At 71.2% G+C, this 16,107-nt stretch carries 15 protein-coding genes; 9 read left to right on the top strand and 6 right to left on the bottom strand.

Going from position 1 to position 16,107, the window contains the following annotated elements:
- Nucleotides 1-73: 73 nt before the first annotated feature.
- Complete coding sequence (locus NFX31_RS15540; RefSeq protein WP_262956157.1) at nucleotides 74-949, top strand: NAD-dependent epimerase/dehydratase family protein; 876 nt, start codon at nucleotides 74-76, stop codon at nucleotides 947-949.
- 49 nt (nucleotides 950-998) lie between these two features.
- Here NFX31_RS15540 and NFX31_RS15535 read toward each other — a convergent pair whose 3' ends face one another.
- Together NFX31_RS15535 and NFX31_RS15530 are read right to left on the bottom strand one after the other, a co-directional pair.
- Nucleotides 999-2,468, bottom strand: a complete 1,470-nt coding sequence (locus tag NFX31_RS15535) for a peptide MFS transporter (protein ID WP_262956155.1) — start codon at nucleotides 2,466-2,468, stop codon at nucleotides 999-1,001.
- Nucleotides 2,469-2,513: 45 nt separating this feature from the next.
- Complete coding sequence (locus NFX31_RS15530) at nucleotides 2,514-2,930, bottom strand: VOC family protein (RefSeq protein WP_045250022.1); 417 nt, start codon at nucleotides 2,928-2,930, stop codon at nucleotides 2,514-2,516.
- Nucleotides 2,931-3,053: 123 nt separating this feature from the next.
- Here NFX31_RS15530 and NFX31_RS15525 point away from each other — a divergent pair, with 123 nt between their 5' ends.
- Nucleotides 3,054-4,439 (top strand): glycine--tRNA ligase, encoded by a 1,386-nt coding sequence (locus tag NFX31_RS15525; protein ID WP_045250023.1) that lies wholly within the window; start codon nucleotides 3,054-3,056, stop codon nucleotides 4,437-4,439.
- A 344-nt stretch (nucleotides 4,440-4,783) separates the two neighbouring features.
- Here NFX31_RS15525 and NFX31_RS15520 read toward each other — a convergent pair whose 3' ends face one another.
- Nucleotides 4,784-5,680 (bottom strand): RNA polymerase sigma-70 factor, encoded by an 897-nt coding sequence (locus tag NFX31_RS15520; RefSeq protein ID WP_045250024.1) that lies wholly within the window; start codon nucleotides 5,678-5,680, stop codon nucleotides 4,784-4,786.
- On the bottom strand, nucleotides 5,677-6,270 hold the full coding sequence (locus tag NFX31_RS15515; RefSeq protein ID WP_262956151.1) for a carboxymuconolactone decarboxylase family protein: 594 nt from the start codon (nucleotides 6,268-6,270) through the stop codon (nucleotides 5,677-5,679). The genes NFX31_RS15520 and NFX31_RS15515 overlap by 4 nt, the downstream gene beginning before the upstream one ends.
- Before the next feature lie 100 nt (nucleotides 6,271-6,370).
- Here NFX31_RS15515 and NFX31_RS15510 point away from each other — a divergent pair, with 100 nt between their 5' ends.
- Nucleotides 6,371-7,195 carry a serine hydrolase domain-containing protein gene (locus NFX31_RS15510; protein WP_420847418.1) on the top strand — a complete coding sequence of 275 codons (825 nt, stop codon included), beginning with the start codon at nucleotides 6,371-6,373 and terminating at the stop codon, nucleotides 7,193-7,195.
- Here the strand turns inward: NFX31_RS15510 and NFX31_RS15505 are convergent.
- The gene (locus tag NFX31_RS15505; RefSeq protein WP_262956148.1) at nucleotides 7,183-8,175 is read right to left on the bottom strand and encodes a helix-turn-helix transcriptional regulator; all 993 of its coding nucleotides are present in this window, start codon (nucleotides 8,173-8,175) and stop codon (nucleotides 7,183-7,185) included. The two genes, NFX31_RS15510 and NFX31_RS15505, sit on opposite strands and share 13 nt — an antisense overlap.
- A 66-nt stretch (nucleotides 8,176-8,241) precedes the next feature.
- Here NFX31_RS15505 and NFX31_RS15500 point away from each other — a divergent pair, with 66 nt between their 5' ends.
- The 4 genes from NFX31_RS15500 to NFX31_RS15485 all read left to right on the top strand — a co-directional run bounded on the left by NFX31_RS15500 (nucleotide 8,242) and on the right by NFX31_RS15485 (nucleotide 11,258).
- Nucleotides 8,242-9,384: an epoxide hydrolase family protein gene (locus tag NFX31_RS15500; RefSeq protein WP_262956147.1), complete on the top strand. Its 1,143-nt coding sequence runs from the start codon at nucleotides 8,242-8,244 to the stop codon at nucleotides 9,382-9,384.
- Nucleotides 9,385-9,520: 136 nt separating this feature from the next.
- A complete protein-coding gene (locus tag NFX31_RS15495) occupies nucleotides 9,521-9,994 on the top strand; it encodes an S-ribosylhomocysteine lyase (protein ID WP_045250028.1) in 474 nt (157 codons plus the stop codon).
- Between the two features lie 65 nt (nucleotides 9,995-10,059).
- The gene (locus NFX31_RS15490; RefSeq protein ID WP_262956146.1) at nucleotides 10,060-10,704 is read left to right on the top strand and encodes a DUF4190 domain-containing protein; all 645 of its coding nucleotides are present in this window, start codon (nucleotides 10,060-10,062) and stop codon (nucleotides 10,702-10,704) included.
- The gene (locus NFX31_RS15485; protein ID WP_220387458.1) at nucleotides 10,701-11,258 is read left to right on the top strand and encodes an RDD family protein; all 558 of its coding nucleotides are present in this window, start codon (nucleotides 10,701-10,703) and stop codon (nucleotides 11,256-11,258) included. Before NFX31_RS15490 ends, NFX31_RS15485 begins: the two co-directional genes overlap by 4 nt.
- Before the next feature lie 121 nt (nucleotides 11,259-11,379).
- Here NFX31_RS15485 and NFX31_RS15480 read toward each other — a convergent pair whose 3' ends face one another.
- A complete protein-coding gene (locus NFX31_RS15480) occupies nucleotides 11,380-14,430 on the bottom strand; it encodes an alpha-mannosidase (protein WP_262956144.1) in 3,051 nt (1,016 codons plus the stop codon).
- Between the two features lie 89 nt (nucleotides 14,431-14,519).
- Between NFX31_RS15480 and NFX31_RS15475 the strand changes: the two genes are divergently transcribed.
- Nucleotides 14,520-15,542, top strand: a complete 1,023-nt coding sequence (locus NFX31_RS15475; RefSeq protein ID WP_045248814.1) for a LacI family DNA-binding transcriptional regulator — start codon at nucleotides 14,520-14,522, stop codon at nucleotides 15,540-15,542.
- Nucleotides 15,543-15,607: 65 nt separating this feature from the next.
- Nucleotides 15,608-16,087: an adenylyltransferase/cytidyltransferase family protein gene (locus NFX31_RS15470; RefSeq protein WP_045248818.1), complete on the top strand. Its 480-nt coding sequence runs from the start codon at nucleotides 15,608-15,610 to the stop codon at nucleotides 16,085-16,087.
- Nucleotides 16,088-16,107: the final 20 nt, after the last annotated feature.

Raw genomic sequence — 16,107 nt, 5'->3', positions numbered from 1 at the left:
CGCCGGCGCGAGCGCCTCCCGCCGTCCTCGGCATCGGGAATACGCCCCCGCCCGCGGGGCGTTCGCGAAAGGCATGAAGGTTCTTCTCACCGGCGCGACCGGCTACATCGGCTCCTCCGTCCTCTCCCGTCTTCTCTCCGAAGGGCACGAGGTGACGGCGCTCGTGCGCGACGCCACCAAGGCGCGCACCGTCGAGGAGGCCGGCGCCCGGGGCCTCGTCGGAGACGTGACCGACGCCGTTCTCGTGGCGGAGGCCGCGTCCGTCGCCGACGGCGTGATCCACACGGCCTCCACGCCCGAGGGCGATGCGGCGTTCATCGACGCCGTGCTCGGGGCGTTCGGGGGCAGCGGCAAGCCGTTCGTGCACACCGGCGGGATCTGGAGCTACGGCACGTCGAGCGACATCACCGAGCAGAGCCCCCTCGACCGGCCGGCGCTCACCGCCTGGCGCGGCGCGGGCGAGGCCCGTGTCCTCGGCGCGACCGGAGTGCGCGGCACGGTCGTCGCGCCCGCGCTCGTGTATGGCCGCGCCGGCGGACTGATCCGCCTCCTCACCGATGAGACCGACGGGGGAGTGCGCCTGATCGGCGACGGCAGCCAGCACTGGACCACGGTCGACGTCGACGACCTCGCAGCGCTCTACGTGCTCGCTCTCGAGAAGGGCCGCCCCGGCGCGACCTACATCGGCGCCTCGGGTCAGAACCCCACGGTCCGCGAGCTCGGAGAGGCCATCGCGGCAGGGTACGACGTGGCCGAGGGGGTGCGCCCCGAGAGCGACGACGACACCCGTGCCCGGCTCGGCGAGGCATTCGCGGACGCGCTGTTGCTCGACGAGCAGGCGTCCGGAGCCACGGCGCGCACCGAGCTCGGCTGGGCGCCCGTCGCGCGTCCGCTCGTGGAGCAGCTCGCGGCCGGCGAGTACCTCGGCGAGAGCGTCGCCGCCCACTGAACGCGACGAAGGGGCCGGGCGTCGATCGCCCGGCCCCTTCGCGTCTGCGTCAGCGCACGTCCTTCATGAGCGCGAGCACGGGCCGGGCCGAGACGAGCAGCCCGACGCCGACGAGGATCGCGATCCCTCCCAGGATCGAGAAGTACGGGATCTCGTTCTTCGGGTCGTAGAAGGTCACGAGCCAGCCCGAGATCGCCGTGCCGAGCGACACCGACAGGAAGAACAGCGCCACCATCTGCGTGTGGAACGCGGTGGGGGCGAGCTTGGTCGCCGCCGACAGCCCGATCGGCGAGAGCAGCAGCTCGGCGACCGTGAAGACGAACAGGATCCCGATGATCGCGAGCAGCGGCGTCGAGTTCGCGGGGCCGTTCGCGAACGGCAGGAACAGCAGGAACGCGGCGCCCATCACAATCGCGCCGAGCGCGAACTTCACCGGGGTGGAGGGCTGGCGCGCGCCGAGCTTCGTCCAGAGGGCGGCGAAGACGCCGGAGAGCACGATGATGAACACCGGGTTGATCGACTGCACCCACGACACCGGCATCTCCCACCCGAACAGGTCGCGGTTCAGCCGCGCATCCGAGTAGACGGTCAGCACGGTGAACTGCTGCTGATAGAGCGACCAGAACGCGACGCTCGTGATGAACAGCGGCAGGAAGCCCCACACGCGTGAGCGCTCGGTGGCGTCGATACGACGGCTGGTCAGGATCACGGCGAAGTAGGCGATCGCGGCGACGGTCGCCGCGATGATCACCACGGTGGCCAGGTTGTCGGCGCGGATCACGCCGGTGAGCACGAGCGCCGCGATCAGCGCGACGGCGACGAGTGCGATGACCACGGCGATCCCGTACCGGCTGCGCGGCAGCGGGTTCGCGATCCGGTGCGCCTCCTCGGGGAGTCCGCGTCGCCCGAACGAGTACTGCGCGAGTCCGGCGGCCATGCCGACCGCCGCGAGCCCGAAGCCGAAGTGGAAGCCCAGTGTCGACTGCAGCAGCCCCGTGAGGATCGGGCCGAAGAAGCCGCCCAGGTTGATGCCGAGGTAGAACAGCGAGAAGCCGGCGTCGCGACGCGGGTCGTCGGCGCTGTAGAGCGTGCCGACCACCGAGGTCGCGTTCGCCTTGAGGCCGCCGGATCCGATCGCGACGAGCACGAGGCCCACGCCGACCCCGGCCGCCCCCGGCAGCAGGGCGAGCGCGATGTGGCCGGCCATGATGACGATCGCGCTGTAGAACAGGGTGCGCTCGGATCCCAGGATCCGGTCGGCGACCCAGGCGCCGAGGATCGTGGACAGGTACACCGAGCCGCCGTAGGCGCCGACGATGCCCCCGGCGACCGCCTTGTCGAGCCCGAGCCCGCCGTCGGTGACCGAGTAGTACAGGTAGATGAGCAGGATCCCCTGCATGCCGTAGAAGCTGAACCGCTCCCACATCTCCACCCCGAACAGGTGGGCGAGAGCCCAGGGCTGCCCGAAGAATCGGGTGTCGTGCTCGCCGTGCTTCGCTCTCTCCGGTGCGGTGCTCATCATTCCAGCGTATGCCGCGCCGGGACCGGGCGCGGATCGCCGGCGTCAGTCGGCGGGCGGCAGGACGAACGCCCCGGTGTCGCCCGGGTTCATCGCGATCTCCCAGCGGAAGCCGTCGGGGTCGGCGAAGTAGCCCGAGTAGCCGCCCCAGTCGCGGTGCTGAGCAGGGACCACCGCCGCGCCCAGGGCGGCGGCCTCGGCGAGCACCGCGTCGACCTCGGCCTCGGTCGCCAGGTTGTGTGCGAGGGTGAGCGGAGCGACGCCCGTCGCCGGCGGCTCGCCGATCTCCGCGGTGAAGCCCTCGACGCTCCAGAGCGAGAGGATGAGCCTCTCTGCGACCGGGAGCATCAGCACCTCGTCGGCCTCGAAGATCGGGCGCCAGCCCAGTCCGTCGACGTAGAAGGCCCGGCTGCGGGCGACGTCGGCGACGGCGAGGGTGATGAAGCTCACACGCTGTTCCATGACGGTCAGTGTGCCACCGGCCCCCGACACGGGGCCGCCGTCGCGGAGTTCTGCCGCGCCGATAGGATTGAGCTGCGCCTCTTCGTGCGCATTCCCCGCCTCATCGCGACCATTGGAGCCACCGTGGCCGAACAGTCCCGCCTCGACAAGGTCATCGCCCTCGCCCGCCACCGCGGGTTCGTCTTCCAGGCGGGTGAGATCTACGGAGGCTCGCGCTCGGCCTGGGACTACGGACCCCTCGGCACCGAGCTCAAGGAGAACATCCGCCGCCAGTGGTGGCAGACGTTCGTGCGCGGCCGCGGCGACATGGTGGGCCTGGACTCGTCGATCATCCTCCCCAAGCGCGTGTGGGAGGCCTCCGGCCACGTCGAGACGTTCACGGATCCGCTCGTCGAGTGCCTGCAGTGCCACAAGCGGTTCCGGGCCGACAACCTCATCGAGGACTTCGAGGCACGCAAGGGCCGTCCCGCCGAGAACGGCCTGGCCGACGTGCCCTGCCCGAACTGCGGCACCAAGGGCCAGTACACCGAGCCGAAGGCGTTCTCCGGACTGGTGAAGACCTACCTCGGCGTCGTGGACGACGAGTCCGGCCTCTACTACCTGCGCCCGGAGACGGCCCAGGGCATCTTCGTCAACTTCTCCAACGTGCTCACCGCGAGCCGCAAGAAGCCGCCGTTCGGCATCGGCCAGGTGGGCAAGGCGTTCCGCAACGAGATCACCCCCGGCAACTTCATCTTCCGCACCCGCGAGTTCGAGCAGATGGAGATCGAGTACTTCGTGCCGCCGGCCGAGGCGCAGGAGTGGTTCGAGCACTGGGTGCAGGCGTGCTGGGACTGGTTCATCGACCTCGGCATCGACCCGGAGAACATGCGCCAGTTCGACGTGCCCGAGGACGACCGCGCGCACTACTCCGCCGGCACCATCGACGTCGAGTACCGCTTCGGCTTCGCGGGCAAGGAATGGGGCGAGCTCATGGGCGTCGCCAACCGCACCGACTACGACCTCTCCAGCCACAGCGAGGCGTCGGGTTCGTCGCTCAGCTACTTCGACCAGGCCTCCGGCGAGAAGTACGTGCCCTACGTGATCGAGCCGTCGTTCGGCCTGACCCGCTCGATGATGGCGTTCCTCGTCGACGCCTACGTCGAGGAGGAGGTGCCCAACGCCAAGGGTGGCACCGACGTGCGCACCGTGCTGAAGCTGGACCCGCGCCTGGCTCCGGTCAAGGTCGCCGTGCTGCCGCTCAGCCGCAACGAGCGCCTCTCGCCCCTGGCCCGCGAGGTCGCCGACAGGCTGCGCGGTCACTGGGCGATCGACTTCGACGACGCCGGCGCGATCGGCCGCCGCTACCGCCGTCAGGACGAGATCGGCACCCCGTTCTGCGTGACGATCGACTTCGACTCCCTCGAGGACGACGCCGTCACTGTGCGCGATCGCGACACCATGGCGCAGGAGCGCGTGCCGCTCGCCGAGCTCGACGCCTACCTGTCGGAGCGCCTCAAGGGCGCCTGAGCCGGCTCCGGCATGTCACACCGAAAAGGCCGCGACTCACACAGGTGAGTCGCGGCCTTTCGTGCCGGGGCGGCGGGTGCTCAGAAGTCCTCGCCCTCGGCCTGCGAGGGGTGCTTCTCGAACCAGACGGGACGGCCGATGTGCAGCAGGGCGTCGGTGTCGAAGAGTTCCGGGTCGCGTTCCATGCGCGTGCTCCTTTGCGTACGAGGGGGGCTTGGATCCAGTTTCGCGGGCATTCCGCCGCGCTTCTGTGCGATCCGACGGGAAAGAACCGCGGTTTCTTCGCACTCTGCAAGGAACCGGGCATGGCCCGTCGCGCGGGGTCTCTGCGCCCGTGCGACGTGTCAGCGGGTGAGCCGCGCCTCCGCGTCGAGCCCGGCGAGCTTGCCGGGGTTCGCCATCGAGAACACGCGGCTGATCCGGCCGTCCTCGACGGCGAAGCTCACCGCGGCGGCCAGTTCGTCGCCGACGCGGATCCCTGCGGCGAGCATGCCGTTCACGCGCAGCGGCACGACGGTGTAGGCGATGTCGAGCTTCGCGATGCTTCCCCGCAGGAACGCGATCACCCGATCGGCGCCGTGCAGCGGGCGCCGCGCGGCATGCCGGACGAGTCCGCCGCTGTCGGTGACCGAGACCACGTCGGGCGCGAGCACGTCCATGAGTCCCTGCACATCGCCCGAGTTCATCACCGCGATGAAGCGCTGTACGGCGAGGTCGTGCTCGGTGGCGTCGACGGCGACGCGCGGGCGCCGGGCGGCGACGTGGTCGCGCGCGCGGTGCGCGATCTGACGCACCGCCGCCGGGGTCTTGCCGACGGCGTCCGCGATCTCGTCGAAGGGCACGTCGAACACCTCCCGCAGCACGAACACCGCGCGCTCGGTCGGGCCGAGCGTCTCGAGCACCGTCAGCATCGCAACCGAGACGCTCTCGGCGAGCACCACGTCATCGGCCACGTCCGCGGTCGTCAGCAGGGGTTCGGGGAGCCACGGTCCGACGTACTCCTCGCGCCGACGGGACACCGACCGGAGCAGGTTCAGGGCCTGCCGTGTGACGATCCGCACCAGGTACGCCCGCGGATCCTGGATCCGGTCGCGATCCACCTCATCCCAGCGCAGCCACGACTCCTGCAGCACGTCTTCGGCGTCGGCGGCGGATCCGAGGATCTCGTACGCGACCGTGAAGAGCAGCCCGCGATGGGCGACGAACGGATCCTCGGAATCGGCCGCCGGCACGCTGCTCATGCGTGCGAGGCTACGCCGGCGGGCGCTGCGGCCAGCGGCGCCAGGCCGCAGGCGTCGGCGAAGCCGTCGGAGTGGATGCCGAGCGCGATGTTCGTGCGGGCGGTGGCGTTGAGGTAGCCCACCTTCGCGGCGAGCTCGAGCAGCGCCGGGGCGCCGATCTCGGCGAGCAGGGCGTCGGAGAGCTCGTCGGTGACCGCCGGCGGGGTCTGGCTCATCGCCTCGGCATACTCCATGACCAGCCGCTCCAGGCGGGTGAACCGGGTCGACTCGCGCCAGATCGGCACCTCGCGGGCCTTGCCCTCGTCGAGGCCGCGGTCGTGCGCCATGAAGTAGTGCAGATCGAGGCAGAAGCTGCATCCGACGGTCGCCGCCGCGGCCATGGTCGCCAGCGTCGACAGGCCGAGGTCGAGCTCGTGCCACTTCTCGGTCTTGCCGCCGAAGCTCATCATGTCCATCATCACCGGCCGGTGCTGCCACATCACCCCGAGCGAGTCGGGCACGAGGCCCAGCTTGCGCCGCGCCACGGCCTTCACGAGGGCGCCGAACGGGCCGGTCACCTCGACGGCGGGGATCCTGGTCGTCTTCGTCATGATCTGCTCCTTCTGCGGCGCGCATCTCGCGCCTTCGCACATGGAGACACCGCCGGGGCCCGAAGTGTGACATCCGCTGCCCGGGATCCTTCGTGACACGATGGATCCCGTGGAATCGACGACCTTCACCGCGACCGACGGCTTCCCGCACACGGCCCTGGTCGGGGTCACGGACCCGGAGCGCACGCTCGCCGTGCAGGGGGATCCCGAGGCGGTCCTGCCGCTCGCGTCGGTGACGAAGCCGCTGACGGCGTGGGGCGCCCTGGTCGCGGTCGAGCGCGGACTGGTGGATCTGGACGAGCCGGCGGGCCCGGCCGGAGCGACCGTGCTGAACCTGCTCGACCACACCAGCGGCCTGCCGATGGAGGGGGAGGAGCCGCAGAAGGCGCCTGGCGAGCGGCGCATCTACTCGAACGCCGGCTTCGACGCGCTCGCCGCCCACATCGCCGACGCCGTCGGGATGGACTTCGCGGACTGGATGCTGCGCGAGGTGACCCTCCCGCTCGGCATGGAGCGCACCGACGTCACCGGCCGGCCGTCGGCGGGAGCGACCGCCTCGATCGAGGACCTGTTGATCTTCGGCCGCGAGGTGCTTCGACCCACGCTGATCCCCGCCGCGCTGCGCGACCTCGCCCTCACCGTCTCGCATCCGGGATTGCGGGGGATCGTGCCCGGCTACGGCTCCTACGCCGACAACCAGTGGGGGCTGGGCTTCGAGCTCAAGGGCGTGAAGTCGCCGCACTGGCTGAGCGACTCCTTCCGGCCCGAGACGGCAGGGCACTTCGGCGCGCTGGGAAGCTTCCTGTTCGTCGACCGTTCCCGCGACATCGCCGCGGCGTTCCTCTCCGGCGTCCCGTTCGGCGAGGAGCACAAGCGGATCTGGCCCGCGCTGACCGACGAGATCGCGGAGCGCTACGGCCGCTGATCAGGATCCGGCGACGCGCTCGGACAGGATCCGGCGACAGCGCGCGCGTACCGCTCCGACAGCACCCGCAGCCGGGGGATCAGCTCCGGCGGCGACTCCACGGTGAAGTCCATCATGAGCATCCCGATGTACGCGGCGACCGTGTCCAGGCTGTCCGCCCCGGTCACGAGCACGCAGTGCTCGGCGTCGACGGGTTCGACCACGCCGACCGTCGGGTTGATCCGATCGAGCACGGTCTGCGCGGGTGCGTCGATGCGCAGGCGGGCGTGCACGGCCCATCCGCTCGCGGCGATCGTGCGCATCGCGAAGGCGGTGTAGTCGCCGCCCTCCAGGGGCTGCGGATCGAAGCGCCGGCGCGTCGGCATGCGCAGTGACATCCAGTCCACCCGGTACGTGCCCCAGGCGGCGCTCACCGGATCCCGTGCGACGAGATGCCATCGTCGCTGCCAGCTGAGCAGCCGGTACGGCTCCACGAGCACCGGCTCGCCCTGGTAGTCGAAGCGCAGCCACTCCGCGTCGCGGATGGCGGCCGCCACGGCGCCCAGCACCGCGGCGTCGACCTCCGGATCCGGGGCGTCGGTGCCGGTGTTCTCCTGGCCGCGGTCGATCGTGGATCCGAGGGCGTCGACGAGGGGTCTCAGGCGCGAGGGGAGCACCTGCTCGAGCTTCGCGAGCGCACGCGCCCCCGACTCCTCGACCCCGGTCACCCCCGCGGCCATCTGCAGCCCCACGGTGACGGCCACGGCCTCTTCGTCGTCGAGCAGCAGCGGCGGCAGATGCCCGCCTGCGCCGAGCCGATAGCCGCCGACCGATCCGCGCACCGCATCGACCGGGTAGCCCAGCTCGCGGAGCCGCTCGATGTCGGCGCGCACCGTGCGAGCGCTCACTCCGAGCCGCGTGGCGAGCTCGCCGCCGGTGCGGCCGGCCCCGGTCTGGAGCAGCGAGAGCAGGGTGAGCAGGCGGGCGGAGGGACTCGTCATCGCATCCTCGAGGAACTTCTTCTATTAGGAACATATCCAGCCTAATGGGCTCCTACCGTGGAACACATGAACAGCACCGCATCCCTCGCCCTCCGCCCGTTCACCGTCTCCGTCACCGACGCGGAGATCGCCGATCTGCAGGACCGCCTCGCGCGCACCCGCCTGCCGCAGCCCGCCCCCGCCGACGACTGGACCACGGGGACGCCCAACGACTACCTGCGCGAGGCGGTCGCCGCCTGGCGCGCGTTCGACTGGCGCGCCGCCGAGGCGCGCATCAACGCCTTCCCGCACTTCGTCGCCGAGATCGACGGACAGGACATCCACTTCATCCACGTCCGCTCGCCCCACGAGGGTGCGACGCCACTGCTGCTCGCGCACACCTATCCCGGCTCCTCCGTCGACTACCTCGACGTCATCGACCGCCTCGTCGACCCGGTCGCCTACGGCGGGCGCGCGGAGGACGCCTTCGACGTCGTCGTCCCCGACGCCCCCGGATACGGCTTCTCCCAGCCGGTGACCGAAGGCGGGTGGACCGTGTCCCGGGTGGCCGCGGCCTACGACCGGCTCATGCGCGGACTCGGCTACGACTCCTACGGCGTGCACGGATCCGACAACGGCGCGATGGTCGCGCGCGAGCTCGGACTCCTGGATCCGCAGGGCTTCCTCGGACTGCACGTCCTGCAGCTGTTCTCGTTCCCCTCCGGCGACGCGTCCGAGTTCGAGCGCCTCGAGCCCGCCGACTACGCCGGGCTCGAGCACATGAAGTGGTTCCAGTCGGTCGGCGGGTACAACACGATGAACGCGTCGCGTCCGCAGACCGTGGCCGTGGGGCTCAGCGACTCCCCGATCGCGCTGCTGGCCTACGGCGAGCTGTTCAACAGCTTCGGCAACGGGACCTCGCTCGTGCCGCTGGAGAAGATCCTGCTCGAGGTCAGCGTCACCTGGTTCGCGAACGCGGCGGCGGGGATGAGCCGCAGCTACTTCGACAACGCGCAGGCGCCGTCCGAGCCGCAGGTGAACCACGCGCGCACCGGCGTGGCCGTGTTCAAGGACGACTTCCAGACCATCCGCGTCTTCGCCGAGCGCGACAACGACAACATCGTGCACTGGAGCCGCTTCGACGAGGGCGGCCACTTCGCCGCCCTGGAGCGTCCCGACCTCGTCGCCGGCGACATCCGCGCGTTCTTCGCGGGGAGCGCCACCGCCTGAGCCGAGCGCCGCCGGCCGCACCGTCATCGTGTTGCGGCCGGCGGCCCCCGCGGGACCGGAGCGGGGTAGCCTCGGAGCGGGCCGGAACCGGCACACCGCCCGCCCGCATCGCACCCCCACCCGAAGGAGATCCGTCATGGCCGAGGTCGAGAGCTTCACGCTGGACCACACCGCCGTCAAGGCGCCCTACATCCGCCTGATCGGCGTCGAGCAGGGACCGCGCGGCGACGAGATCTCGAACTTCGACGTGCGTTTCGTGCAGCCGAACGAGGGCGAGATCCCGACGGCCGCCCTCCACACGATCGAGCACACCCTCGCGTCCCTGCTGCGCGACCGCGTCGAGGGCGTCATCGACATCTCGCCGTTCGGCTGCCGCACGGGCTTCCACCTGATCACCTGGGGCCGCCCCGAGGTCCCGGCGCTCGTCGAAGCCGTCACCGACAGCCTGCGCTTCATCGCGGAGGAGGCCGAGTGGAGCGACGTTCCGGGCGTCAGCGCGATCGAGTGCGGCAACTACCGCGATCACAGCCTGCACGGCGCGCGCGAGTGGTCGGCCCGGATCCTCGAGCAGGGGATCAGCCGCGACGCCTTCACGCGCATCCTGGCCTGACCGTCGGCATCCATGGGCACTGCTGCCCATGGGCTTCCTCGCGGCACCCGTAATAGCGTGGGGCCGTGACGAACGAGACGCCCGCCGCTTCCGGCTCGAGTATCCCGCCCGCCCCGCCACAGTCGACCTACCCCCCGCAGAGCGGATACGCCCCGCAGGGCGGGTACGCCCCGCAGGGCGCGCCTCTCCCTTACGGGGCGGTGCCGAGCGCGCCGCCGGCTCAGGGACCATCGCAGGGGCCCGGCATCGCGCTCATCTTCGTGGGCGGCGCCGTCGTGCTCCTCGGCGAGGGGATCTCCGCCTTGCCCTACCTGCTGTTCCTCGCGGGCGGAGGCGGCAACACCACCGCCTTCGGCGACTTCGCGGCGGGCTTCGGCGTCGTCGCAGTCTCGACGATGGCGGTCGGTGCCCTCGTCTTCGTCTGGGGGATCGTCCTCGCGGCGGTCACCGGCCGGAAGGCGGCGCCGGCCGCGACGCCCGGCAGGGTGCTCGGTGCCGTGGCGCTGGTGCTGTCCGTGCTCGCGTGCGTGGTCGGCCTGGTGCTGGGCTACATCGCACGGTCGCAGAGCCGCCGCGCGGGTGCGCCCAACGGGTTCGCGGTCGCCGCGATCGTCATCGGCTGGATCACCACGGCCTTCTCGGTGCTGTTCGGGCTGCTCGCCGTGCTCGCGGTGGTCGCCGCGGCCACGACGAGCTACACCTACGGATGAGCGTCGAGGGAAAGGGTGCGGCGACGGCCCGTGACGTCCGTGCGCGGCTCGCGGACATGCGGGAGACCGTGGCTCCGGCGGTCGGCGGCGCGGACGTCGCGAAGCGGCTGCGCGCCTTCGAGGACGGCGCCCTGTACATCGACTCGACGAGCGGCGCGGCGTTCACCGCCTGGCTCATCGACGCGGTGCTCGTGAACGGCACGGCCGTCGCGCTGGCCGTGCTCTACGGCACCCGCTCCACGGATCCGTACGCCGGTGCCGGCGCCGGTGTGCTTGCGATCGCCCTGCTCATCGTGCTGCCGCTCTGCTACGGCTGGGCGTACCGGAACGGCCGAGCCCTCGGCGGACTGCTCACGGCCACGCGACTGGTGCGGATGAAGGACGGATCCCGGATCGGCCTCGCGAAGGCCGGGTGGGCGATGCTGATCCGCACGCTGCTCATGCCGATCGCCTTCTGGGCCGCGCTGGACGGCCTCAGCCAAGTGCGCGTGAGCATCGACGATCCGGCGACGCAGCGCCTGCGCGCCGCGGGCTTCGACCGTCTGCGCCCGTAGGGCGAGGGCCCGGCTTCGCGGCACGTCCTCTCTGCCCGCCGATACCCCTCGGACCAGCGAAACCCCCACGCTCGCTCGCGCGCACGTGGGGGTTTCGGCGGACCGGAGGGGTCTCGGCGGGTCAGGCGCGGGCGATGCGCAGCGTGCGCACCTCGAAGGGGCGCAGCGACAGCGTCTCGCCGGTGCGCGGCCCTTCCAGCTCGTCCTCGATGAGCGACACCTCGCGGATGCCGCCATGCGCGAACCCGACCGACAGGGATCCGGTCGTGCGCCGGCCGAGAGCCTCGTAGACGCGCACGATCACGTCGCCCGAGCGGTCGTCGGCGAGCTTCACGCTCGACACGACGATCCCGTCGCCGGCCACGGAGACCAGCGGCTCGATCTCGTTCGCTCCGCGCACGACCGTCGCCGCGGCGTTCAGCGCGATGCCCTCGGCGGTCGCGATCGCGGCGCCGGCGCCGATCACGAGACCCACGCGGATCTCGTGCCGGCCGTGGTCGGTGTCGGGGTCGGGGAAGCGCGGGGCGCGCAGCAGCGACAGACGGACCGTGGTCGTGACGTCGTCGCCGTCGGCGTCACGAGTGGTGTCGTACCCGTAGATCGAATCGTTCACCAGCGCGGCGCCGAAGCCGCCGTCCTCCTGCACGAGCACGAAGCGGTGCATCGAGGTCTCGAACTTCGCGGCCTCCCAGCTCGTGTTGACGTGCGTGACGCGGCGCTGGAAGCCGAACTGCGTCTCGGCCGCGGTCTCGCGCGCGAACAGATCCAGCGGGAACGCGAGCTTGAGCAGCTTCTCGGTCTCGTGCCAGTCGATCTCGTTGCGCAGCTGCACGGTGCGGGAGCCCGGTGCGAGCGTGATGGTCTGCCGCAGCGACGAGGCGGAGAACGCACGCTCCACCACGATCGTCGCCACGCCGTCCTCCACCGACGCGGAGAGCGCGGACACCGCGGTGAGATCGTCCACGCGGTTGCGGTAATAACGGTCGATGTCCCACGCGTCCCACATGTTCGGGAAGTCCTGGTGCAGCTGGAAGAGGTTGGCGGCGCGGCCGGCGGGGACGACCTCGCGGCCCGACGCCTTGTCCACGGCGGACACGATGAGGCCCTCGGCGGAGACCGTCACGATGACGAGGTCGTTCTCCAGGACGAAGCCGTCGGCGGTCTCGGCGAGGGTGACCGGCGACTCGTCGCGGTCGGCGGCGGGGCCGCTCGACGACCCCGAAGAGGGGGCGGCGGCCGCGCCCAGCGCACGCGCGCCGGGGGCGACCCCGACGGAGGTCGGAGTGAAGACGAGCTCGCGGTCGCCCTCGCCCGCCAGCGCCGTGCGCGCGGCATCGGACAGGGCGCGCGCCTCGTCGAGCACGCCGGAGAGCACGGAGACGGCCTCGCGGTGCACCCAGGCGATCGACGTGCCGGGCAGGATGTCGTGGAACTCGTGCAGCAGTACGGTCTCCCAGAGGCGGTCGAGCTCGTCGTGCGGATAGGGCGTGCCGAGCTGCACCGCCGCGGTCGCGGCCCACAGCTCCGCCTCGATCAGCGCCTGCTCGGCCCAGCGGTGCAGCGCCTTCGTGGCGTGCTGGCTGGTGAGCGTGCCGCGATGCAGCTCGAGGTAGAGCTCGCCGACCCACACGGCGGGATCGGGCAGCTCGGCCTTGGCAGCGTCGAAGAACTCGTCGGGATGGATCCACTCGACCTTCGCACTGCCCTCGAGGTCGGCGAGGCGCGCGGCCTTGCCCGTCATCTCGCGGGTGGTGCCGCCTCCTCCGTCACCCCAGCCGACCGGGGCGATCGAACGCGTCGCGATCCGGTTCTCCTTGAACTGACGCGAGGCCTTGGCGACCTCCATCCCGCTCAGCTGGGAGTTGTAGGTGTCCATCGGCGGGAAGTGCGTGAAGATCCGGGATCCGTCGATGCCCTCCCACTCGAACGTGTGGTGCGGGAACACATTGCGCTGGTTCCAGGAGATCTTCTGGGTGAAGAACCACTCGAAGCCGGCCCGCCGCATGAGCTGCGGCAGCGCGGGGGAGTAGCCGAAGCTGTCGGGCAGCCAGACGCCCTTCGAGCGGATCCCGAACTCGCGCTCGAAGAAGCGCTGCCCGTGCGAGAACTGCCGCACCAGCGATTCGCCCGTCGGCATCACCGTGTCGGACTCGACCCACATGCCGCCGAGCGGCAGGAAGCGGCCCTCGGCGACGGCGGCCTTGATGCGCTGCCATACCTCGGGGCGGTGCTCCTTCATCCACGCGTACTGCTGCGCGCTCGACATGCCGTAGCGGAACTGCGGCTGCTCCTCGAGCAGCGTCGTCATCGAGGAGGTGGTGCGCGCGACCTTGCGCACGGTCTCGCGCAGCGGCCACAGCCAGGCGGAGTCGATGTGCGCGTGGCCCACCGCGGCGATGCGGTGCGCGCTCGCGTCGGCGGGGGCGGCGAGCACCTCCGCCAACCGGGCGCGGGCGTCGCCGGCGGTCTCCGCGATGCGCTGCAGGTCGAGCACGTCGAGCGCGTCGTCGAGGGCCTGCAGGATCCGCATCCGGCGCGGGCTGGTCTCCGGCAGCTCGGCCTGCAGCTCGAGCAGCACCTCGAGGTCGAGGGAGAGCTCGAACACCTCCCGCTCGAACACGGCGAGGTCCATGTGCCGCACGCGGTACAGCGGCGCGGGGGACGAGGTGAGGATGTCGCCCTCCTGCGTCGGGAGGAAGGGGTGGTAGTCCAGCAGCACCGGGTTGGAGGCGCCCTCGAGGAACAGTTCGACGCCCTCGCCGCCCTCGGCGGCATCCGCGATCGGCAGCCACTGGTTGCGCGGGTTGAGGCTCTTCACCGGCACGGGCTCGCCGTCCGCGCCGGCGCGGTAGGCCAGCGCCTCGCACTGGAAGCCCGTCATGTTGATGTCGAAGCCGAGGTCCACGAGCGCCTCGACCCGCTTGCCGGCCCAGTCGGCGGGGACGGTGCCGCGGAGGCGGAACCAGGTGGTGCCCCAGGCCGGTCCCCACTGCTCGCCGGCCGCGAAGGGCGCGTAGTCGAGGCCGAGACCGTCGGCGGGCGCGATCGGCTCGCCGGGCAGCGCGTGCGCGGCGACCTCGAGCGGGATGCGGGCGGAATGCACCGCGGGACGCACCCGTTCCGCGAGCACCCGGGTGACGCGGCCGACGGTGAGCGAGGTCTCTTCGTGCACGGGGTGCTCCTTCGCGGTGCGAGAATGTGGGAACGCCGGGGGAATCCTGTTCCCCGGAGTCCACTAAAACGATCTAGTACGGTGAGTCTATGTCACAGGCGAAGCGCATCACCATCGCCGATATCGCTCGGCTCGCCGGTGTGTCCCCCGGGGCCGTGTCCTTCGCGCTGAACGGGCGTCCCGGCGTGAGCGAGCAGACCCGGCAGCGCATCCTCGAGATCGCCGAGCAGCACCAGTGGCAGCCCAGCTCGGCGGCCCGCGCCCTGGTCGGATCCCGGGCCGGCGTGGTCGGCTTCGCCGTGAACCGCCCGGCGCGCACGCTGGGCACCGAGGCCTTCTTCACCGACCTGATCGCCGGCGTCCAGTCGGCGCTCGCACTGCACGGCATCGCCCTGCAGCTCGTGGTGGTCTCCTCGATCGAGGAGGAGATGGCGACCTACCGGCGCTGGCGCAGCGCCCATCAGGTCGACGGCGTGATCGTCATCGACCCGCGTGACGACGACCCGCGTCTGCAGCTGCTGCCCGCGCTCGCGCTGCCCGCCGTGGTGATCGGCAGCCGCGACGCCTCCGGGGATCCGCCCGCCATCTGGCTCGACGACGAGGCGGCCGCGCACGCGCTGTTCGACTACCTCGCCGCGCTCGGCCACCGCGAGATCGCCTACGTGTCGGGCCCGGCCGAGTTCCAGCACACGCGCATCCGCGCCGACGTGCTGGAAGCGCTCGCGGGCCGCGGCGTGGCGGGCGAGACCCTCGTCACCGACTTCTCCCCGGCCGCGGCCACCGCGGCGACGCGCACGCTGCTGAGCCGCGCCGATCGTCCGAGCGCCATCGTCTACGACAACGACGTGATGGCGATCGCCGGCCTCCGCGTCGCCCAGGAGATGGGGGTGGCGGTGCCGCACGCGCTGTCGGTCGCGTCGTTCGACGACTCGGTGGTCACCGGCCTCGTGCACCCCTCGATCACCTGCCTCACCCGTGACACCTTCGCCCTCGGCGAGCAGGCCGCGACGTTCCTGCTCGAGCGGATCGGATCCGCGGATCCGCTGCCGTCCCGACGCGGTCCCGCCCCGGCGCTCACCATCCGCGAGAGCACGGCCGCACCCTCCCGCTGAGCGGGCTCCGGCCGCTCGCGGAGACCCGTCCGCTAGAGTTCTGGAGGCCGACGAAAGGGATGCGCATGACGCCGGACGCCGTGAAGAAGAAGCACCAGGACTACAACCCGGGGCCGCGCGTGGGGATCACCTTCTCCACCTTCGACCTGCTGCACGCGGGGCACATCATGATGCTCGCCGAGGCCAAGCGGCAGTGCGACTACCTCATCTGCGGGCTGCAGATGGATCCCACCCTGGACCGCCCGGAGAAGAACGCTCCCACGCAGACCGTGGTCGAGCGCTACATCCAGCTGCGCGGCTGCGAGTACGTCGACGAGATCGTGCCGTACTCCACCGAGCAGGACCTGGAGGACATCCTCCGCTCGTTCAAGCTCGACGTGCGCATCGTCGGCGACGAGTACGAGGACCGCGACTTCACCGGCCGCACCTACTGCGAGGAGGCGGGGATCGAGCTGTACTTCAACAGCCGCGACCACCGCTTCTCCAGCTCCGGCCTGCGCAAGATCGTCGCCGCCAAGGAGGCCGAGCGCGAAGCGCGCGCCTGATTCGAGGACCCGTGCCTTCG

Source organism: Microbacterium azadirachtae (assembly GCF_025583665.1).
Lineage (GTDB): Bacteria > Actinomycetota > Actinomycetes > Actinomycetales > Microbacteriaceae > Microbacterium > Microbacterium azadirachtae.
The sequence above is the reverse complement of the archived record's forward strand: the minus strand, read 5'-3'. Positions and strand labels throughout refer to the sequence as shown.

Excerpts from the sequence above, each read along its gene's own strand:
- NFX31_RS15540 (WP_262956157.1), top strand. The coding sequence starts at position 74 with ATGAAGGTTCTTCTCACCGGCGCGACCGGCTACATCGGCTCCTCCGTC.
- NFX31_RS15535 (WP_262956155.1), bottom strand. The coding sequence starts at position 2,468 with ATGAGCACCGCACCGGAGAGAGCGAAGCACGGCGAGCACGACACCCGA.
- NFX31_RS15530 (WP_045250022.1), bottom strand. The coding sequence starts at position 2,930 with ATGGAACAGCGTGTGAGCTTCATCACCCTCGCCGTCGCCGACGTCGCC.
- NFX31_RS15520 (WP_045250024.1), bottom strand. The coding sequence starts at position 5,680 with ATGAGCAGCGTGCCGGCGGCCGATTCCGAGGATCCGTTCGTCGCCCAT.
- NFX31_RS15515 (WP_262956151.1), bottom strand. The coding sequence starts at position 6,270 with ATGACGAAGACGACCAGGATCCCCGCCGTCGAGGTGACCGGCCCGTTC.
- NFX31_RS15510 (WP_420847418.1), top strand. The coding sequence starts at position 6,371 with ATGGATCCCGTGGAATCGACGACCTTCACCGCGACCGACGGCTTCCCG.
- NFX31_RS15505 (WP_262956148.1), bottom strand. The coding sequence starts at position 8,175 with ATGACGAGTCCCTCCGCCCGCCTGCTCACCCTGCTCTCGCTGCTCCAG.
- NFX31_RS15500 (WP_262956147.1), top strand. The coding sequence starts at position 8,242 with ATGAACAGCACCGCATCCCTCGCCCTCCGCCCGTTCACCGTCTCCGTC.
- NFX31_RS15495 (WP_045250028.1), top strand. The coding sequence starts at position 9,521 with ATGGCCGAGGTCGAGAGCTTCACGCTGGACCACACCGCCGTCAAGGCG.
- NFX31_RS15485 (WP_220387458.1), top strand. The coding sequence starts at position 10,701 with ATGAGCGTCGAGGGAAAGGGTGCGGCGACGGCCCGTGACGTCCGTGCG.
- NFX31_RS15475 (WP_045248814.1), top strand. The coding sequence starts at position 14,520 with ATGTCACAGGCGAAGCGCATCACCATCGCCGATATCGCTCGGCTCGCC.
- NFX31_RS15470 (WP_045248818.1), top strand. The coding sequence starts at position 15,608 with ATGACGCCGGACGCCGTGAAGAAGAAGCACCAGGACTACAACCCGGGG.